The sequence below is a fragment of the Trichlorobacter ammonificans genome (assembly GCF_933509905.1).
Taxonomy (GTDB): Bacteria; Desulfobacterota; Desulfuromonadia; order Geobacterales; family Pseudopelobacteraceae; genus Trichlorobacter; species Trichlorobacter ammonificans.
Map to the genome: position 1 here is coordinate 2,633,020 of NZ_OW150024.1, position 21,140 is coordinate 2,654,159.

Genomic DNA, 21,140 nt, shown 5'->3' on the forward strand with positions numbered 1-21,140 from the left:
CCCCCCTATTTCAGGCCGATCCAGATCGTGCCGGCAGCGACTGCGATGTTGGCCAGAATCTGGGTGATGTCCTTGATTTCACGCATCCAGGCGATCCGCTCGACCTTTTGCGGCACCACCACCGTGTCGCCCGGCATGAGCTGTGACGACATGAATCCGCCAAAGGCCCAGCTGCGGCTGTCGTCGCTCCACTGGATGCCGAAGGAGGACTGCTGGCGGCTGATGACGGTCCCGTCGGCCCGGATGATGTACATTTCCGATTCCTCGGCATCGCGGGTCGGGCCGCCCGCCTTGCGCAGGTAGTCGCCAACCCCCGCCGACTCCGGCAGGTAGACGAACGAGGTCTGGTTGTAGACCTGGCCCAGCACGTGCACGACGCTTGAACGCTGGGGAATGGTCACTTCATCCCCCCCCTCGAGTTCAAGATCGTAGCTGCTTTTCCGCAACGCATCCAGCTCGGCCAGTTGCAGAACAACCCGCCCCTCTGCGCGCAGGCGCCGCATATGGTCAAGGCTTTTCAGCAGACCGTCCAGCGCGGACCTGGTTGACTCGAGCTCCTCCTTGGAAGCGGCAACCGTGGCAAGCGCGGCCTGCTTCTGCATGATATCCTTTTCAGTGCGGGCAATGATTTCGTCCATCCGTTTCTGCTGCTGCTCCCGCACCGAGCGCCGGGTGAATTTTGCGCCGAACAGATAGGCCTTGTCGGTATAGCCGCCAGCTCTCGCAATCAGAGAACTCAGCTTTTCTCCGCGGGCAACCGTGTACACTCCCGGAAAGCGTACCTCGCCCTTCAGCAGCACAAACTTGTCAGCGGACTCCATCCAGTCGGCAACACTGCGCACGATCAGTACGTCGTCCGGCTGCAGGGGAAGATTATGACGCGGATCGCCGGCCAGAGCCTTGCCCAGGTTCAGCGCGATCCGCTTCGATTCCGCCTTGCTGCCGGCGATAACGATCCGCGACAGTTCGGCCTCATCAAGGAAGGCATTACGCTTGGGGCTGCCGCCGGTGGTCACGAGGTCCCTGACCGACATGCCGTCCCGGTACTCATACACCCCCGGGTTTACCACGGCACCATTGACGGCCACCTTCGGCTTTTCCTCCATCTCCCAACGTGAGAAGACCTTGACCGCGTCCTGTTCCTGCAACACGATGTTGTCCGCTTCCCGCCCTTCAAGCGCCCTGCGCAGACTGACGGTAATCAGCTCCCGCCGGTACTCCGGTGGAGAAATACGGGTAATCTCCACCGAGTCGAGGTACGACTCGGGCAGCAGCACCTGCGGTGACGGGAGCAGATCGACAAGCCGCATCCCCGGCCTGAACTGGTACTCCCCCGGTTGCACCACATTTCCCCGCAGACTCACCACCTGGCGTGTGGCGGCCTGCACCGGAAACACCTTCACCATATCCCGGTCCCGCACCTGAACCGACGCCAGCGTCTCATCGAGCTTGTCCGGCTCGGGGGCAAAGTCCTGCACTACCCGGGACCTGTTTTCAGCAAGTCGCTCCAACTGGATGCGCCCCGTATAGCCGCTGGCTGCCACGCCACCAGCCATTTTCAGCACATCCGGCAGCATTGTGGTGCCCTTCAGCTCATAAATTGCCGGCCGGCGCACTTCACCGGCCACCGCCACCACCGGGCCGATAACCGGCACAAAAATGGTGTCCCCGTTTTGCAGCCGCACATCCTTGCTGCGATCACCGGTCAACAGCATCTCGTAGAGATCAACCGAATTAAGGGTTTGAGCACCTCGAGTCACGCGGATATCCCGCAGTGAACCGTTACGGGTCGGCCCGCCGGCCGCTGCCAGCGCGTTGATAACCGTTGACAGCGAACTGACCGGGTAGCTGCCCGGCGCCTCTACTTCTCCCACCACGTAAACCTGGATGGTACGCAACCGCCCCATGGAAAGATTCATCTCGTAATTGCGAAAATATTTAGCGATCGCCGTGTTGATCGCTTCCTTTGCCTTTGAGAAGGCAAGCCCCCAGACCTTGACACTCCCGACCCGGGGAACCAGCACCTCGCCATTACGGTCCACCGTCAGTTCATACTGCGCGTTGACCGCCCCCCAAAGGGAGAGCTTCAGCACGTCCCCCGGACCAACACTGTAGTCATCGCTTGCCGGCAGCGCATCAAGGGCCTGGGACAACTGGGCGCTGTTACGAAAAAAATCGTACCCGAACTGCTTCAGTTCCCGGGAAAACTGCTCCGGCTCCGCTTTGTCGAGCAGCGTCAGCGGCTTGCGGGAAAACGATTTTTCTATCCGCGACCCCAGGCTGTCAAAGGGAAGCGGCGTGACCCGCACTTCCTCCGATTTGTAGAGGGCCTTCTCCTCGCGATCAACGGCCACAACCTGCAGATAGTAGGGCTGGTAGTTTTTCAGGCCGCGCAGAACAAACTCTTGTTGCCTGCCAATCTGCAGACTTTTTTCGAGTTTCTCCGACTCGATGCCGTACCGGATGACGAAACGCAGGGGCTGTTCATCAGTCCGCATCGGCAGGTTCAGCACCTTCCAGGAAAGCTTTGCCAACCCGTCCCCTGCCTCTGCATTCACCAGCACCTGCGGCTTCTTGAGGGCTGTTCTGGTGCGCGGCTCCAGTGCCCGCTGCTCCGGCGATACCGGGTGACCATCGGCGCCAACCATTTCATCGGCACCGTCCTGCAGCATTTTCTGCTGTGACTCCTGTTGCAACTTCATCAGCAAATCTTCATCGCTGCCCGGCAGTGGAACGAACTGCGGAGTACCATAGGACTGCGGAGTACCATAGGACTGCGGAGTGCCATAGGACTGCGGAGTGCCATAGGACTGCGGAGTGCCATAGGACTGCGGAGTGCTCCCCTGCCAGCCACGCAGGGTCGTGTCCGGTTCAGAAAAAGCGTTTGCCACGCCGATGGTCATGCTGAGCAGCACTACAACGCCCATAAGCTGTCGAATCATATTCCAAAACTCCTTATGTCGCACATTCGGTACGGTTAAGCACTGTACTTGAACGTCGCGAGAATATACAAGCTGTTCTGTCGGCTAGTAGCGATAACGCAGCTCGAAACGGGCCAGATGATTCGTTTGCCGGACACCGGCCACGAGATTCAGGTTGTTGATCCGCTCGATGCCGTAGCTGAGCTGCGCATCGATATCGCCATACACCGGTAGCGTCCAGTTGAGCCTGCCGGCATGTTTCATTTCCGTTGTTTGGCCGGGCATCCGCCCGAAACTGCCCCGGGTGGTATAGAAGTATTCCAGGGCCAGGTTATGACGCGCACCGAACCAGTGACTGTAGCGTACGAAGAAATCCTCGGTGGCTCCTCCCTGGGAGTGCCCCAGCGGCAGGCCGTGGTAGAGATAGCCCTGCGGCATCGTACCACTGGTGTAGAGAATATTGTTTCCCCGAAAATATTCGAAACGCAGATCGTTTTTACCGTCCTCCGTCAACATCGGCACGTAAAAGCCCGCGAGGTAACTCTCGACAATGGGCCAGAAACTGGCCGTATCCTCACCGGAAAACTCAACGAAAAATTCGGTATTACGTAGCCAGGGGGCGCGATAGCGCACTTCAAAGCCGGCCATGCCGTTGGAGTTGTCGGCGCTGGTACCGCCGAAAATGCCATTTATATACTGCCTCAAGCTGTTGTCCAGTCCTTTGCCGCCGGCCTGCTTGCCCAGGTTGAAGCCGATCTCGAGGTTTTTTGTCGGTTTGCTGATCAGCTTGACCGCGTAGTACCATGGCTCACGCTCCTGGCCACCGGTAACAGTATGGTCGAGTTGTGAAAGCAGTACGGCGTACTTCATATCGCCCAGCCAGGACAGCCAGCCCACCCTGAACGGTTCAGGGCTGGAAAGCTTGACCATGTTCAGATTGCGGGCATTGTCCGACAACGTGATCGCACCACGGTATCCGAGGCCGAACCAGGAGGAATCCCGCCCGACTTCAAGCTCCCAGGCTCCCCCCCCAACCTTCAGGTAGCCACGGTTCAGGGTGAGCAGCGCACGGTCAGTATCCCTGTTGAAGGTAACTTGGGGCTCTGCGAGCACCGTGGCATAGCGCCCCACGTACCCTTCGGCGGCGGTACGCAGTTCTCCGGTATGGCCGGGCCGGTACACGGCACCCTCGGCATGTTCCAGTAATGGCGTTCCTTCGCTGCCGTGGTGCTGGGCGGGAGTGGGGTACGGATTGGGTGGCCGCAGTCCGCGACCGATGCCGAACACTCCATCGTTCCCCGGATCATGCACTTGGCGTTCATAATTTCGCGGGACGCCGTCCAGATAGACATAGCGCAGGCGACTGGACAGCACGGGATTAAAGTCAAGCAACCGGGGTTCCGTATCGTTTCCATACAGGGCCGCCTCACGGGGAATCAGCTCCCGTATCCTCTTGACCATTTCGCCGGCCAGCCGGGGCGACGCCTCCTTCTTTTCGAGCAAACGCTGTTCAGCCTCCAGCAACTGACGTGCGACCTCTGCCCGTGAAAATGGCTTCATCCCTTTTACATCCGAGGTAATCAGCCCCATGCCGGACAGCTTTTCCAGATAAAGGTAGATCGGGCTGTCCAACGGGACATTGGAGGAAGAAAGCGGTGCGGCCGATACGCCGGAGGCACCAGCCACAAGCAACATGCAGGAAAGCAACAGGTATCGTGTGAGCATCAAAACCTCATGGCCACGACATCGGAAGGCTGCTGGTGGTGACCTTCAGATGGCATCACATCCGGACGCAGGCGTTTGAATGAAAAGGGGGGCTCGCCTTCAAAATGATATTGTGGCCGAAACTCCTGCACCGTTGCCTTCAACTCGTCCAGCAGCGCACCGGTATCAGCCAGAGCAGCCTGCCCCAGCAATGCTGCTATTCTCGCACGCACGGCCTCACTATCCTGCCGCACCGCGGCCAGCACCCGAATTTTCTCATGGGCGGTGGGCAGGATCCCCTCCCCTTCGATGAGCAATTCTTCGAACAACTTTTCTCCGGGGCGCAGGCCGCTGAAAACGATCTCGATATCTTCGTACGGAGTTAGCCCGGAGAGCCGGATCAGCTCTTCAGCCAGATCGAGAATCCGTACCGGCTCACCCATATCCAGCACGAAAATATCACCACCATTTCCCAGACACCCTGCCTGGAGAACCAGCTGGCAGGCCTCGGGAATGGTCATGAAATAACGGATAACCCGTGGATCGGTCACCGTTACCGGTCCGCCTTTTTGAATCTGCTCCTTGAAAAGCGGAATCACGCTGCCGTTGCTGCCCAACACGTTCCCAAACCGCACCGTAGTGAAACCGGTACACGACTGTTGCGCCAAGGCCTGCACATAGAGCTCTGCCGCCCGCTTGCTGGCACCCATGACATTGGTGGGATTGACAGCCTTGTCAGTCGATATCATCACAAACTTTTCAACACCGCAGGCGTGCGAAACATCAGCGAGCAGTGCGGTACCTCCCACATTGTTGCTGACTGCTTCCATGGGGTTGTATTCCATCATCGGGACGTGCTTGTATGCCGCGGCATGAAACACCACTTGGGGCAAAAAGCTGTCAAAAAGTGTCGCTATCCGCTCCCGGTGACGGATATCGGCGATAATCGGGATAATACGCAGATCGGGATACAGGGCCGTCAGCTCTTTTTCAATGTGATAGAGCGGCGTTTCAGCATTGTCCAGCAGCACCAGCTTGGCCGGGGCATAGTGACAGACCTGCCGACAGATTTCACTGCCGATGCTGCCGGCTGCACCGGTCACCAGCACCCGCTTGCCGGTGAGATAGCGACGGATACCCTCCTGATCCAACTGCACCGGTTCCCGTCCCAGCAAATCTTCGATCTCGACATCTTTAATCTGGGAGATCGACACTCGTCCGTCGATAATATCACTGATACCGGGCAGCGTCTTGAAATGCACGCCGGACTCCTTGCAGCATGCAATCATCTGACGAATAAACTTTTTGGGAGCAGAGGGGACGGCGATAATAACTTCTTCAATCAGATATTTTTTAATCAAAGCGGGAAGCTGCCGGGTATGACCGAGAACGCGAACTCCGGCCAGCTTGAGCCCGTTCTTTTCCGCATCGTCATCGACAAAACCGACCACCGCAAATCCTGAGTCTGGTTGTTTGTGTATTTCCTTCAGCAGAAGATTGCCAGCATCACCGGCTCCCACAATCAGTGTTCGCCTGCCGGTTCGGCTGGCACCAATGAGACATCGCTCCCGCACCACCCGCCATATCAACCTGCTGGCGGATACGAACAGAAACAACAGCACACCATCGAGGATAAAAATAGAGCGGTGATAGGGAGCAAACTTCCATAAATAGAGAATGGTAAAGGTTGAGATTGCTGAAGAGATTACAACGGTCTTGGCGATTTCAAGGGCATCCTGCAGGGAGGCATAACGCCACATGGTGCGATAGGTACCGAAGGAGGCAAAAATAATCGGCTTCACCACCAGCACCACCCCGAGCCCCAACTTGACCAGCGGCATCTCTTCGGAGGGAAGGGCAAGATCAAAACGCAGGAGAAAGGCCAGGAGAAAGGCGGCGGCGATCAGAGCGATATCAACCAGCAGCACCGGCAAGCGGCGGTATGTAAGGAGAAGCCCGGTCAGAGACATTCAACAGCACCCAATCCCAGCAGTTCAAGCCTACTTCAAAGCCAGCTTCACTGCCTCAACAATCTCCGAGGCTTTCGGATAATACGCCTGCTCGAGAGTTCTGCTTGCCGGGGCCGGAACGTCCGGCAAGGTAACCCGAACAATGTTGGACTTGAGAGAAGACACCAAGTTTTCAGCAATCAGCGCAGCTATCTCTGCAGCAGCCCCAAACGCTTTCCACCCCCCATCCGCAATAACAGCCCTGCCGGTCTTTTTAACGGAATTCAGAATGAGCTCTGAATCAAGCGGCTTAATGGTCCGCGGATCAACCACTTCTACGTCAATCCCCTCACTGGCAAGAATAGAAGCCGCCTCCAGAGCCTCTTTAACCATATATGAAATTGAAACAATGGTAACATCTTTGCCTTTACGGCGGACAACCCCCTGGCCAATTGGGACTGAATACAACTCCTCCGGTACATGTTCCTGTGTGCCATACAGCCAACGATCGTCAATAAAGACCACAGGATTATTGTCCTGTATCGCTGCAACCATAAGCCCCTTGGCATCGTATGCTGTGGCCGGCATTACCACCTTCAATCCCGGCACATGGGCGAACATGGCATGCAGCGTCTGGGAATGCTGGGCCCCCTGCTCGCCACCACGATTCACGACCCCCCAGATCACCACCGGAACCGGGAGCTTTCCGCCATTCATGTAATACCAGTTGGCCGCTTCATTAATAATAGGGTCAAAGGCATACAACATGAAGTCCATGCGCGGATGCACCACCACCGGTCGCATCCCAGCAAGTGCCGCGCCGACGGCGGCACCGGTCATCGCATTTTCCGAAACGGGTGTATCAATTACTCGCGCCTCGCCAAAACGGGCTATAAGGCCTTGCGCTGTGTTACCTACGTACCAAGGACTTTTCACCCCCTGGCCGATCAGCATTACGGAACTATCGAGCTCCATGGTCTGGTGGAATGCCTCGTTGATAGCCAGGCTGTAGGAAAGCAATCTAGTCGGCATAGACATAGCGAGCAACCTCCATCGGATCAGGAAACGCACTGGCACGCGCAGCATCAAAAGCTTCCGCGACCTCACGCTCAACGCTCTTTTTGAGCTTCTCAAGCTCTTGTACCGAAGTCGACATTTCATTCCGTAAATATTTTTCAAGCTTCTTAATCGGATCTTTTTTCATCCAGCGCGCCAGTTCCGCTGGCGGACGAATGTCAGTGTGAGTACCCTGCACATTGTCATCCGGCCCCACATGGCCGCGCTGACGATAGGTCATGCATTCGAGCAGCACAGGGCCTTCGCCGTTCCGACACAGCTCCACGGCATGCTGCGCCTTTTCGTACACCTTGATCACGTCATTGCCATCCACACGGTAACACTTTTCACCAAACGGCTTTCCCAGCTGGTAAATTTGACGATTTACCCGAATTTCATCAATCGGTAAATGCGTCGAATAGAGATTATTTTCACAGACAAAGATGATCGGGAGCTTTTTCAAAGCCGCAAAATTAAGGGACTCACACAAAACTCCCTCGCCGGTTGCACCGTCACCGAAAAAACTCACCGCTACCCGTCCATCGTCACGGATCGAAGCGGCCAAGGCGGCGCCCAAGGCAAGGGATATTGTCCCGGCAACGATTGGAGCAGAACCAAGCATTCCGACATCAGGGTCAATCAGGTGCATTGACCCTCCGCGCCCGCGAGAACAGCCGGTTTCACGACAATATACCTCGGCAACCATTGCTTTCAGGTCGCCTCCCTTAGCAAGATAATGCCCATGGGAGCGGTGGTTACCAAAGACATAATCCTCTTTTTGCAATGCCGAACAGACTCCTGTGGCAATTGCTTCTTCGCCGGAACAGAGATGTACCGGACACTTGATGGTACCATCAAGAATGGGTGCGACAAACCCTTCTTCGGCAAGACGGATACGGAGCATCGTCCTGTAAAACTCCTTCAACATTTCAAGCGAATAACCCATAAGTCCTCCTAGCTGTATCAACAATTGCATTAATTATACTAATGTCATCCGCACTAAGCTGCCACCCAGAAGCACGTACGTTCTCCTCTATCTGCGAGTCTGTTTTCGCTCCAAATAATGGCAGGGTAAATTCAGCTACGTCAAGCACCCATCGTAGTGCAAGCTGGTTGAGAGTTATGCCACGCTCAATAGCGAATTGAGCAAGGCTCGAAACACATTCAAGATTTTCTTTAAAACGGCTGCCTATGAAGTCCGGCATCCTGCTGCGATGATCATCAGGACCAAAAACCGTATTCTTGTCGAACTTGCCTGTTAACAACCCATCTGCGAGAACTCCCCAGGCAACCAGCTTCACTTTATGCTTAGAACATATTTTCTCATAACGCTCAAGGAGGTGCCTTTCAAAAAGATTAAATCGCAGCTGTATTACCTTTATCGGCGCGACATCTAAAGCCTCAAGCAGTTGTTCAGGCGAGAAGTTTGCAACGCCAATGGATACAATCTTTCCTGCTTCACGAAAGCGCTCAAGAGCCGCCACGCTATCCTGAATGCTCGTTACGTTGTCTGGCTTATGAATGTAATACAGAGGAATAACATCAAGTTGAAGCCTTCTCAAACTGTTTTCCAGAGATTGCTGGAGCGAGACTGGAGATATATCAGTCCACACTCTGCCGGAATCATCCCACTTGACGCCCCCTTTAGTTGCGATAACCACTTCGTGGCGTTTTCTTCCTAGAACACTTGCAAGCAACGCTTCCGACTTCCCTAAACCATATGCATCCGCAGTATCAAAGAATGTAATTCCTTTTTCCAAGGCGCAGTTCAGCGCGCGAATAGAGTCTTCATCACGTACCACTCCCCATCCATGCCCACCGATTGCCCAACATCCCAGACCAAGACGTGTAACTGGTTGGTAGCCATCAACTAATGGCATCGCTTCCAGCGTCTTCATCGGACAAAAACCCTCTTCACTACCCGTAAAAATGTTGACCACAGGAGCATGAAGTCTGATCTCAGGGACCACTCCTTCACGTATCTGACCCTTAAGGCATTCTTGCGGGGTAAAATATGCTCACGGAAGTACCTGTCCGGGTCCACAGTGCCAACCCGATCATCCAGATCAGCAAACTCAATCGAGGCGTAGTCAGTAATTCCTGGGCGCATACTAAGAATAAGACGTTCCTCACCTGCGTATAAACGCGTATATTCGAGCACCTCAGGCCGCGGACCGACCAAGCTCATATCGCCCAGCAACACGTTAAAAAACTGGGGGAGTTCATCAAGCTTGGTCTTTCGAAGCAAAGCGCCAACAGGTGTAACGCGTGGGTCGTTTGTACCTGTGGTCGGCCCACCCAGCTGCTCGGCATTGATTACCATGGTGCGGAATTTGAGTATCCTGAACTCCTTACCATGGAGACCGGATCTAACTCCACGGTACAGGATAGGGCCAGGACTTGATAGCTTGATTGCAATCGCAGCTCCAAGTAACACCGGCCATATTGTCGTCAAGACAGCTGCTGATACCACCACGTCAATGACGCGCTTAAATAGCAAAGCCCCTAAAGGATGCTCCACAAAAACAGCTTCACTTGCTATGCCCTGTCTTGGTGCACTCATCGTGTGACAGGCCGTCGATACTCGACCACTGCAACCCATGCCATGTCACGAATGAATGGCATTGACAATAACATGCGATCCACAAGATTAAGCATACCCAGCAGAACGCTGAAAAAGAAGGTCTTGCGGAGTGGCACAGCTGCAAGTGCTGCTAGATGAAAGGTACGGACGTTTAAAGATGAGAAAAACTTTTTACCACTATATATTTCAGGAATCCCAAGAATATGCTCGACCTCCCATTGGGTCCTTAAGTGTGGAGTTCGCTTCCGGTACCAATGTATCAGCGGATTATGGCGTAACGCCTCGGTACAGACCAGCTTTCCTTCGGGCCTAAGTATCCGGGCCAGCTCCGCAAAGGCCGCCGACAAATCAAGATGATGTAATGCCCCATACTCGTGAATGATGTCAAAAGTACCATCAGCAAATTCAGTACGTTCAGCATCCATTACCTTAAACTCACAGATATCATCAACCCCTTGGAGCTTCGCCAGCTCCTGAGCGTTTTTAATAGCAACTTCACTTATGTCAATACCAACCACTTTCCTTGCACCGCGCCTAGCCATTTCCAGAGCCACCTCACCGTTGCCACAACAGTAGTCCAAGGCGACAGCTCCTTGAATGTTTTCATAAAGCAACGCATCTCGATAAGCAAAACTCGACTTGGTGATACTATAAAATTTCATGTTACTAAAGTGCTGGTCATACTCTTCGCTACCCTCAACAAATGTCTCCTCAAGCTGATCTACAGCTGTATCGGTTTGATACTCGTACCCCTTGACTATCGATCGACGCCGATCAGAATGCTCTATTTCCTTCAGCTTTCTTTCCTCTAACTGCATTTAGATTTCTCCTTATCCTGGACGGCTTGCCATAACAACGACTCCATACGTCCCGAAAGCACACGCATATCAAACTCCTTGATGTAATTACTCCCACGTTGTCCCATCAAAGAGCGCTCCTCCGGTGAGAGTGCCGCAAGCCTCATGAGGACATCTGCCATCACCTCAGGCTGTTCCGGCGGTATGCTGTAGCCGGCACCTGCTTCGGCAACAGGATCGTTAGGAGCCTTTCCAGAAAAGACAACCGGACGTCCAGAGGCAAAGTAGTCAAACATCTTATTAAGATTAAGGCCGAAGCGATAGATCGGGGAATCGAGAACCGCAGCGATCAAAATGTCAGACTCCATCTGTACCTTCGGTATATCTGCTTTGGGGATCGGTGCGCGAAACTCGACATTTGCAAGCCTCGATTCCTCGGCCAACCTCAGACATTCATGCTTCTTCGGCCCACTACCAATGATGACAAAGTATATATCGTCGACTCCCCGCTCCTGTAGAATCTTTGCGGCCTTCACGATGGTGATTACATCATGTGCGTTGCCAAAGCCGCCGATGTACATTGCCACCAACGGACGTCTTTTGCCTCCGTCGTAGTCAGCATAGCTGGAAAAACGCTCAAAGCTTACCCCGTTTGGAATCCACTCAACCTTGTCCGGATCGCCGCCACTTTCAGCAACGTGATCGAAGACAAACGGCATTGTAGCTGAAATCCGGTTGGCCTTCCGGTAAAGCAATTTTTCGAGCAAACGGAAAGCAAAATACACGGGATGCTTGTTTGATAACCCACCGTCATCGACGAGTGCAATAGGCCAGACGTCCCGCACCTCGAAAACAAAGGCAGCCTTCTTCTGATGGGCAATGTGCAAAGCGGCCCAACCTGTACCGAGGGGGACGCTAGGCCCCACTACCACGTCCGGCTGGTCGGGCAGAATCTTTGCCACCTGTAGTGATCTCCAGACATTAGATAACATGTTCGCACCGCGCTTTACCCCGTTGCCATCGTAGTGTATAGTGCGTAACCATACCACTCGGATACCGTCAAAATACTCGATACGCCATTTTTCACCAGGCCCAAGCAACTCCTTGTGGGTCCAATGACAGAAGCTGTTAGTGAACATGGTCACTTGATGACCGCGTTTGAGCAGTTCAAGAGAAAATTCGTAGGTACGCGCGGACTGCCCTTTCGGCTGATCATGCGCAGATAAATACCAAATATTCATGATTGGATTATGAACCTTTAAATTAATTAACCGCAAATTCGAATTTTACAAAAGCCTATTAATTAATCCTTATTTGTACTTTTTTATCGCTCAGGATTCCGAACACTCCATCACCTATTTCAAAATGACTTATCTCACCTATGTTGAAATCGTGTAGTTTTGTTTCAGCAATATTCTTACCATTATCGAACACACTGACACTCTCTGATGACAAAACTATTTTAAAGTTCAATTTATCACTTATATATGTCGTCAAACAATTAGAATCAGTTTTATAATGAACAAGACCATATTCATTTATCTGTTTTTTTGTTAAGAACCACGGGTCTGAAACATTTTTATCCCATCTTCCGTAATTTCCAGACACAAGAAAAAGTGAATTCTGATGATTTGCCATTGAAGTTACTCGCTGACCTAAAAATGCTGATGAATTAAGCCCCTTAAACAAAAGCATCGAAAGTCGGTATGGAATTAATCCATCTATTAAAATTTTTGGATGGGAAAAAAGCCTATGTGTAATTTCCCAGTTTTGACTTTCCAGTGACTTCTTCCACACCTCCCCACGTGGCCAAAAGCCTGCATATAAGTCTCCACAAAAAAGCGAAACAGATTGAAGCTCAAGATTATTATGCTTATTTTTACTGTATGGACTCAAGGGTGTCGGCACCAACGTTCCATTACCGAGCCTCCAGAATCTACCAGTTGGATATTCTCCCAACAAGGTACCTTCATGTGTTTTTATTGAAGAATAAATCTGCCATCCCCTACTCTCAATAAAATTAGTAGCATTTTTATTACACTTGTATCCACCTTCAAACATTTCACCCCTGCACCATCCGTTTTTACTATGAAACAAGACATCACCCTTATTGGTAATTGCGACGGTGTTGCTTTCATTACCACCGAACGCAAATACAACAGACTCTGGTGAAATATTAATTTTATCACACAGGACCGGGTTTGATATTTTACATGCGCTAACTACTGTCTCATTTGCGCCAATCCCTTCCTTTGCGTACTTGTAGCCTAGATTCTTAAAAGCCTCATCGTAAACACGAACTGGCTCTCTATCGATGATGAATTCACCCTGATCTGTTTTCACTATTTGATAATAACTACTATTAACCTCATCTAGCAAAAATATTCTGTTGGTGCTTTTTACGATATACGCGCTATGGACGCCTTCTATCACTCTAGATAAAGCAACGAAAGGAGCATCCATATTTGGAGTACGCACAAACAAATGGATTTCACCCAATACATTTGCAGACAATGTATTCCATGTGAGTGGGAAACCTGCCGAAAATAGCAGTTTATTTGACTTCGAATATGCCGATATTAAAGTTCCACTTATTGTAGACTCTGATAGCTTTATAGGTGAGAATACATTTATTACTATTTGTCTATCTGTTATATTACTTCTAGACAAGACAACACGCTCAGAGCCATCAGCTGCATCTAAATTTACACAGTTTAATATCAATATTGAAACAACAGAAAGCAAAAAAAGTCTGAACTGGCTATATATTATAACATGCCTCTTTCTTAGCCGACACAGCTAGGCCTAATTTATTAATATAGACATGGAATAGAATTTACTACAGAAATGACTTCTTTGAAGTCTAAACCAACGGCGTCTAGATACCATTTGATATTTGGATATCTGGGAGTATTTTCTTCACTAACCAACTCAAGAGCCTCTTCGCGAGTCAAATCTCCCTCGCGGATCTGATTGCTTCTAAAAGTATCGTGTTCAGTAAAACCAGCGACTGTATAGTATATATAATTATAGAAAGCCGCTGTTCCATCACCAATACGCCAGGTTGTCCTGGTATCAGGCGCCCTCTCCCAATCATATTTGTCGAGCGTATCCTCAATTAGCTTCTCATCCCAGCGCCAATAATCAAATATGTGATAATAATCTGATTTTTCTGTGAAACTGCGATAGTATTCTCCTGAGAGCGTATCCCAGAGTGAAGCATTGAAATAACCGGGACTTTCCAACATCGCCTTAAAGCGCAAGTACTGGTATCGTAGTTGCTTCATCGCACCATGACTGTAGACGCGCTTTTCTTCAAAATCGGGTGGAATACCTAAAAAACCAGCCTTAAAATGCGTTACTTCAAGCGGATTGACTCCCCACAAGTTCAAGCTGATTCCGGTCTGCTGCTTTATTGTTTCGATATGCCTAAAGAAGTGCTTATCTCCAGCCGTAAGGATGCTTATCATCCCCAGATGTGGTGACTTAAGCCATGCACAAAGATTTTTCCTGATATACTCGCGCTTCTTGGTAATGTCATCTGCAACAATAATATTCTCGACTCCAAGCTCTGCGCACATTCGACTAATATTACGGCGGCCCAGATCGGTTACCATACCCCAATCATATGTATAGGTAACAGGCTTCATCTTCAGCTCTTTTACTATCAAATGCAGACCATAACAGCTATCCCTGCCTCCAGAGAAAGGAACAATACAATCAGTACCTATCTTTCTACGATATGGCTCAACAAGCGCAAAAAGCTCTTCTTTTGGCCTAGGCCTGTTTCGCAATTTATAATTTCTGCAATAATTACAAACCCCTTCATGATCGAAACTGATAAATGGCATTGTTGCAGGCAAGATACATCTAGTGCAGCGACGCAAATCGTGCTTACGGTATTGAAGCAGTTTCTCGTTAGACACTGAAATAGACAATGGGGGTATTAAGTTAGTAGTTCTTCCACCTTTATTATAAATAATTATTGGTTGTTTCGATTGCGGTATTTTAACAAAAATAGCATCCATAACCTGCTTTACGCCAGAACAACCAATTTGAGTCAATGGATAACTTTCAGAGGCAAAAATTGTACTTTGGTCTTTAGTTCCTACATACAGACTACCATTATTTGAAAAGAGACATAACGTTCCTTTGTTAGGTAATACTAGCGCACATGCAACAACACCTTGGCACAATTCTAGTATTCTTGAGGGCAGCTTATCAACATCTCCGCCTGCGTCGATGTGCGCAGATGCGACCGCGGCAATTACTTCCGTATCTATTTGTAATTCTCTAGATTTGTTGATTTCTGACCAGATATCTTCATGGTTAACAATAATACCGTTATGCAAAACACATATATTATCTCGTATAACAGGCTGATTATCCGACAATCCATTTGTTATTAGTCGACTATGGCCCATAACAATATTGCTGGAATAAGGCCTAACTTCCCTCAACAGACTTGTTACTGGAAAGTCAGCACGATAGGCGTGGTAGCTTTTACCATCATACAAGAATAAGCCACTAGAATCTTTGCCTCTTTGCTGAGAATGAGTTGCAAGTACTTTAAAGTCATTGCGATTTATAGGTACTTGTGAAATTACACCAAAAATCCCGCACATACATTTGCTCCATATCTCGGCCTATGCCATCAACAGACTATGTTGTTTGATACTTTACATCCGTTGATCAAGGTTCTTACCAGTTTCAATATGTTGCAACTGCGGAATAAGCTCTGACAACCACCTAACAATGTCCTGCTTTCCGACAGCAGAGTCAGGCTTCATAAGCATTGCTTCCACCCTATTTAGAAAAATGGTACAGGCACCTTTGGGGGCCGCAAGATAATCTACTGCAAGCAAGTTGGTCATCCCCACTTCCACTGAAGTTTCACCGTCACCGACAAATTCTTCGTACGGTTTTTCACCTGAAGTATCCAACGGGGTCACCAGTAGTGGGTATTGCCCCTTATTCAAGAGAGCAGAAAGGTTTAACCGCGCTTCCTCTTCATCTAAGCACACCTGCGGCTCCACACCATACTGCCTGAGTACTGCTTTAGCAACAAGTTCCAAATCCAACAAATCAGTACTAGGGTCAAAACGTGGGATAAGAATAGATTTAGCGGGAGCTCGCACTGAGGCCAAAAGACAAATTTGACCAGCCTCCTTAAGTGATATGAAGTAACGCTTTGTGTTCTTAGGAACTGCAAGTGGCTGATGCTTTTGTAGACGCTTGATAAAACTGTCAAGGAGGCTGCCGTCCGAGAAGGCTACATTGGCAAAGCGAGCCGAGGTTACGGTGAGTGATGAGCTGGGTGACACCTCGCCGGAAAAGAGCACATGTTCCAAGCTCCGCTTGCTGGCTCCCATCAAGTTCACAGGATTAGCAGCCTTATCAGTGGAAACGCAGAAGTAACGTGCGCCTGAATGTGTCTCGAAAAGCCAACGTAAAAAGCGGGCCTGTTTGACGACATTTGTGTCCAACATCTGCAAAAGCGAAAAGACGTCCTTTTCGGACCTAACGTGTTTAATGGCGGCAAAGTTCATAATAACATCATATTGTTCTGTGTTTCTTAGAAAAGCTTCCATAATAGGAGACCCAAAATCGAGCGGGAGGGTACGAAAATCGGGGATGCTCATCAACTTCTCACCACTTCGCAAGTCACGAACCAACTCAGCAAGATTGTTCTCGTTCTGGTCTACTACATGTAGTGTAGCGGGAGAAAAAGGAAGTAGCTCTCGAATAGTTGCCGAACCGATACTTCCCGCTCCACCGATTACAAGAATACGTTTACCTGTTATATTTGTAGCAATTACATCTCTATGAGCTTCAAAATCGCTCGAAAACTGCGCCTTCTCCCTTCCAGTGACTAACGACGATAATCGGTCGATTGAAAGGCTTTCTTTAAGACAGTCTACTTGCATGTATATTCTCCATTTCAGCCAACAACAAAGCTATATTTTTACGGCTGTCAGCTAATTTTTCTATCGATTGGCGGTTAATCATCGCAGCACGTTTTCGAGTGTTAGCGTCCCTAATCGCCACACTTAGAGCTTCTGCAAGCATCTCTGGCTTATCGAGTGACACCAAAGAACCATTTTTCAGATCAGCGTTGATCCACTCACGGTTCTGTGGAATATCCGATAAAACTGGATAAAGTCCGCAGCTAAGTGCTTCAAGCAAAGAGATCGAAGTTCCATCTGATCGAGATACTGACACATAGACATGCGAATTTTCGAGAATGTTTACCAAAGTATCATCATCAACGCCGCCCAAAAAATGAATCTTTTCTCGAATTCTCTCAGGCAACATGCTGTCTGCCAAGGCAATTACCTGGCCAAGCTGTGGCCCATTCGACACAAATACAACCTCAAAGTCTGGAAGCTCCTTGGGCATTAAGGCCAAAGCATGAACGATATACTCATTGTTGTAAACTGGCAAGAATCCACGTGAGCAAACCACGCGAATAGTCCCTAGTGTCTGTGGGCTCTGATTCCACTTGAGGATATCCAAACCCAAGAGAAGTGGCTTTACTTTTACCTTATCTGACAGCTTCTGCGCTTTTTCAGCAAGGTATCGACCATTCGCAAAGACACAACTCGCACTGTTTAGGGAAAGCCTTGCTAACCTCTTCCTCAACCCAGACGCTAGAAGTACATCGCTACCGACAACGAAGACGCAATACGGACGGAAAAGAGAAAGGTATGCCAGGGCCGCAAACCCCCCGCCATACAACGTTAATACTATGTCTGGGGTCACTGAGCGTAAAATACTCCTGAAAGCAGGCACGGCAGCTATGTACTTGATGCTCGAACTCCCAACAACGTTAATCAGGTGCAGCCCCGATATCTGTTGTCTAAATGTTCGAATCGACTCTTTTTGAAATTCGTCGCTAACACTGAGATATTCGCCTTCAGCCGACTCTTTAGGTAAAAAATCGACCACGTGAACAGTCTGGCCAAGTGCAATCAATTGCAGCACAGCTGCCCTAGACCAAGGGCTGGAAATTGCCATCAAAACTACAATTCGCAATTTTCAACCTCTTTAATAACATAGTTCCAAGCAGAAGCAAGAGCAGACTCTATACTTACATTGGGGTTAAAGTTAAAAGCCAGACGCGCTTTTTCACAACTTCCGTAAAATATGGGAGGATCTGTTGATCTGTAAAGTCCAGGATCTATTTCGAAAGCTATCTGCCGTGTTGAAATGTTCACAAGCTTGTCAATTAAGGACTGAATTGTGTAAGGCTGTCCAGAACAAATATTAAATATTTTTCCCCAGAAATTTCCTTTGATCATTCGGACATAAGCATCTACAACATCTTCCACCGCGATGAAATCACGAGCACTCGCAACATTTCCAATTTTAACAACAGGAGCAACTTGGCTTGTAAGCGCCAGTTTGATTCTATTTAAAATCGCACCGAGTACTAAATTTGATGAAATTCCTGGGCCTATAATATTAAATGGTCTAGCAATTACTATCTTTTTGTTGTGTCGGCTCGCAAGGTCGAGCCCCGCCATTGTTACAGCGTATTTACTGATCCCATATGCGCCCACCGGTTTGCAGACAAGTTCTTCAGTTACAGGCAGTAAATCTGAAGTTACAGATCCATATTCAGCTGCAGAGCCAACTAACAGCAGGCTAGCCTCAGGAGCGAAACGACAATACGCATCTAATAGATTGATCGTTCCTGAAACATTTACACGATAAATATCAGCGTCATTGGCATTCCCAACCAATCCTGCTAAGTGAAAAATCCAGTCAGGACGAAATTGTCGAATCAATTCTTTAACTTGTTCGGGGTCAGTTATATCCACCTGACAATAACTGTCGAGTGACATATTGTCAGGCTTTGCCTTGCCAATATCTGTGCCATAGATAAAAACTGATTCTGTCCTGCGCAGCCTTGATACTAAATGGCGGGCGCAAAAACCAGCGGCACCGGTTATTATTACCTTTTGCATTATGCGCCTTTACTCTGCGGCATGAACCGCTCTGGCGCTTTATCAAAATCCTCACTTGCCTGCTGGTAATCATCGAAACGACCAATATCTTGCCAGTAACAATCAGTTTTATAGCAGACAACAGATCTACCGGCATCCTTCATTGCAGACATGAGTTGTGGCATATCAAATTTTTGACCAGCAGGTATATATTCCAGACAACGGCGTGTGAGGACATTTATACCCATGCTTACGTAATAAGGCATTGAAGGCTTCTCTATATAGCTCTTCAACAAATTATCTTCTGTTGATTCCACTACACCATAATCGATATTTACGTCTCGACGACTAAGAGCAATAGTTCCCCAAGCATTTTTTTCCATATGTACTGAAAAAAGATCCCCAAAATCAAGTGTGGTTAGAATATCACCGTTCATTACAATAAAATCATCTTCCAAATCTTGTATCAAAGCCAATGATCCAGCTGTTCCAAGCGGTGACTTTTCTATGCAGTACTCTATTTTAACGTTCTCAGGTGCCCAAGAATCTAAGAAAGCGGTAAAAAACGGCGCCATGTGCCCTAAAGTAAGGACAATACGCTTCACACCAGCAGCAGACAACTGCTGCACAACTACTTCTAAAATAGGCACATTACCCAATGGCAGTAGCGGCTTAGGAATAGTTACCGTGAACGGCTTAAGCCTTGTTCCTAAGCCACCCGCTAGAATTATTGCCATCATAAAATTCACCCTTTCAAAACTGGAATATTTTGAATCAAGTTTATGGAGGACTATTTCAATTCTGCATTATTTGTAATACGTCTCATAATTAATGGTAATCTATTAGCAAAAAGCCAAGTAGGTAGCCAGACTAATACTGACATAACCACCAATGCTTTGATTAGCCCCCCCATCGACTCCCTAATACTATACAGTGCAAATGGAGTTAACGAAAAACAAATAATTTTCAGCAAGATTTTTGAAGTTTCAGTCATTCTTGAATGTCCAGTTTCTACAAACCGAGCCAATAAAGAAACTATACCAGAGAACAATCCTATACCAATCCATCCAAACAACAGAAAACCATCGCAGATCAAAGGCCACCCAAAGCCGAGACCTTTAGCATATCCCGAGCCAATCATTTTTTCTGCATATATCTCTGGCAACAACATCCCGCGATCAACCAAAGAACTTGGAATCATTATCTTTATGGTATCCCAAATAGGAGCTATTGTGAAATCAGGCTGAGTGTTTAAGACATAGTATGTCATGGCAGATGGTCCAGGAATATCGTTTCCCCAAGGATTAGATACTACTTCACCGATCTCTTCCCAGTAAGTAGCTATATACAGAGGCAGTTCCGAAATATTCTGCACGCCTCGCAAAAAACTCATGGATGAAAGTATAAGCGCAGTGAATCCAATAGGCACTAACATTCGAATGATGCTTTTCTTTTCAAACACAACTACTCCACTAAAAACCAACAATACCCAGAAGACAGGGAATTTTGATTTCATACCAACAGCATGCAACGTCATCATTAAAAGCACTGAAACAGCCCACTTAGGCCGATCAGTCAATAGAAAAACTACGATCAACTGTGCCGCACCATAAATACCAAGATTCATTAAGAAGGCTTGAGCAGGGTTGTTTAGCGCCAGTGCGCTCCGCTCAAAGTAGGTAATCTTGTAAAGACCCATTAACTGACCATTGTATTTTAAACCAATCCACATAACGCCAGCGACGCCTAGTAACAACAAAAACATACCAACAACAGTGGCAGCTCTATAGATGTGCTTACTATTACTGCTAATAGATTTTTCAATATTTTTTTTCTTACCAAGACAGGCTACAATTAGAATTCCTAACTGAAAAACACAGGCCGCTAGCATAGACCTTACTAGCCCTAACTCATTAATTTCCAAACCTGCGTCGTTAACATACAATTCAAATGCCCAAACAACTTGAGGCTCATAAAAGCACAGAGCTGGAGTCAATGCATTATATAAGACATTTCCAAATGACAGCATAGAACACAAGGTGATACGCCGCATCCGCCGAAACTCAACAAAGACCGTAACTATTACCAGAACAATAAAAACTATTAAAACGAAGTTAAAAAGCATACATTTAAACCTAATTGAAAGCCGTTTTAATCAGCATGTGCACAAATCAAAGAAT

16 protein-coding genes are annotated in these 21,140 nt (G+C 48.8%); all 16 read right to left on the reverse strand.

Annotation, left to right across the window (positions count from 1 at the left end; genetic code table 11):
- Window positions 1-5: 5 nt before the first annotated feature.
- The 16 genes from RAK07_RS12095 to wzy all read right to left on the reverse strand — a co-directional run bounded on the left by RAK07_RS12095 (window position 6) and on the right by wzy (window position 21,085).
- Complete coding sequence (locus RAK07_RS12095) at window positions 6-2,942, reverse strand: SLBB domain-containing protein (protein ID WP_305733087.1); 2,937 nt, start codon at window positions 2,940-2,942, stop codon at window positions 6-8.
- An 84-nt stretch (window positions 2,943-3,026) separates the two neighbouring features.
- A complete protein-coding gene (locus tag RAK07_RS12100; protein ID WP_305733088.1) occupies window positions 3,027-4,646 on the reverse strand; it encodes a capsule assembly Wzi family protein in 1,620 nt (539 codons plus the stop codon).
- Window positions 4,646-6,595 (reverse strand): polysaccharide biosynthesis protein, encoded by a 1,950-nt coding sequence (locus tag RAK07_RS12105; protein ID WP_305733089.1) that lies wholly within the window; start codon window positions 6,593-6,595, stop codon window positions 4,646-4,648. The genes RAK07_RS12100 and RAK07_RS12105 overlap by 1 nt, the downstream gene beginning before the upstream one ends.
- 30 nt (window positions 6,596-6,625) lie before the next feature.
- Window positions 6,626-7,612: an alpha-ketoacid dehydrogenase subunit beta gene (locus RAK07_RS12110; RefSeq protein ID WP_305733090.1), complete on the reverse strand. Its 987-nt coding sequence runs from the start codon at window positions 7,610-7,612 to the stop codon at window positions 6,626-6,628.
- The gene (locus tag RAK07_RS12115; protein WP_305733091.1) at window positions 7,596-8,576 is read right to left on the reverse strand and encodes a thiamine pyrophosphate-dependent dehydrogenase E1 component subunit alpha; all 981 of its coding nucleotides are present in this window, start codon (window positions 8,574-8,576) and stop codon (window positions 7,596-7,598) included. The genes RAK07_RS12110 and RAK07_RS12115 overlap by 17 nt, the downstream gene beginning before the upstream one ends.
- Window positions 8,560-9,528 (reverse strand): aldo/keto reductase, encoded by a 969-nt coding sequence (locus RAK07_RS12120; protein ID WP_305733092.1) that lies wholly within the window; start codon window positions 9,526-9,528, stop codon window positions 8,560-8,562. Before RAK07_RS12120 ends, RAK07_RS12115 begins: the two co-directional genes overlap by 17 nt.
- On the reverse strand, window positions 9,525-10,193 hold the full coding sequence (locus RAK07_RS12125) for a sugar transferase (protein ID WP_305733093.1): 669 nt from the start codon (window positions 10,191-10,193) through the stop codon (window positions 9,525-9,527). The genes RAK07_RS12120 and RAK07_RS12125 overlap by 4 nt, the downstream gene beginning before the upstream one ends.
- Complete coding sequence (locus RAK07_RS12130; RefSeq protein WP_305733094.1) at window positions 10,190-11,032, reverse strand: class I SAM-dependent methyltransferase; 843 nt, start codon at window positions 11,030-11,032, stop codon at window positions 10,190-10,192. The genes RAK07_RS12125 and RAK07_RS12130 overlap by 4 nt, the downstream gene beginning before the upstream one ends.
- Window positions 11,023-12,252 (reverse strand): glycosyltransferase family 4 protein, encoded by a 1,230-nt coding sequence (locus RAK07_RS12135; protein WP_305733095.1) that lies wholly within the window; start codon window positions 12,250-12,252, stop codon window positions 11,023-11,025. Before RAK07_RS12135 ends, RAK07_RS12130 begins: the two co-directional genes overlap by 10 nt.
- Before the next feature lie 58 nt (window positions 12,253-12,310).
- On the reverse strand, window positions 12,311-13,756 hold the full coding sequence (locus tag RAK07_RS12140; protein ID WP_305733096.1) for a hypothetical protein: 1,446 nt from the start codon (window positions 13,754-13,756) through the stop codon (window positions 12,311-12,313).
- A 68-nt stretch (window positions 13,757-13,824) separates the two neighbouring features.
- Window positions 13,825-15,636 (reverse strand): hypothetical protein, encoded by a 1,812-nt coding sequence (locus tag RAK07_RS12145; RefSeq protein WP_305733097.1) that lies wholly within the window; start codon window positions 15,634-15,636, stop codon window positions 13,825-13,827.
- A 54-nt stretch (window positions 15,637-15,690) separates the two neighbouring features.
- Entirely contained in the window at window positions 15,691-16,938 is a 1,248-nt protein-coding gene (locus RAK07_RS12150; protein ID WP_305733098.1) for a polysaccharide biosynthesis protein, read from the reverse strand.
- Window positions 16,919-18,028 carry a glycosyltransferase family 4 protein gene (locus RAK07_RS12155; RefSeq protein WP_305733099.1) on the reverse strand — a complete coding sequence of 370 codons (1,110 nt, stop codon included), beginning with the start codon at window positions 18,026-18,028 and terminating at the stop codon, window positions 16,919-16,921. The genes RAK07_RS12150 and RAK07_RS12155 overlap by 20 nt, the downstream gene beginning before the upstream one ends.
- Window positions 18,029-18,033: 5 nt before the next feature.
- Window positions 18,034-18,981, reverse strand: coding sequence for an NAD-dependent epimerase/dehydratase family protein (locus RAK07_RS12160; RefSeq protein WP_305733100.1), 948 nt, complete (start codon window positions 18,979-18,981; stop codon window positions 18,034-18,036).
- Complete coding sequence (locus RAK07_RS12165; protein WP_305733101.1) at window positions 18,981-19,700, reverse strand: nucleotidyltransferase family protein; 720 nt, start codon at window positions 19,698-19,700, stop codon at window positions 18,981-18,983. The genes RAK07_RS12160 and RAK07_RS12165 overlap by 1 nt, the downstream gene beginning before the upstream one ends.
- Before the next feature lie 50 nt (window positions 19,701-19,750).
- Window positions 19,751-21,085 (reverse strand): O-antigen polysaccharide polymerase Wzy, encoded by a 1,335-nt coding sequence (wzy, locus tag RAK07_RS12170; protein ID WP_305733102.1) that lies wholly within the window; start codon window positions 21,083-21,085, stop codon window positions 19,751-19,753.
- Between the last annotated feature and the right edge of the window lie 55 nt (window positions 21,086-21,140).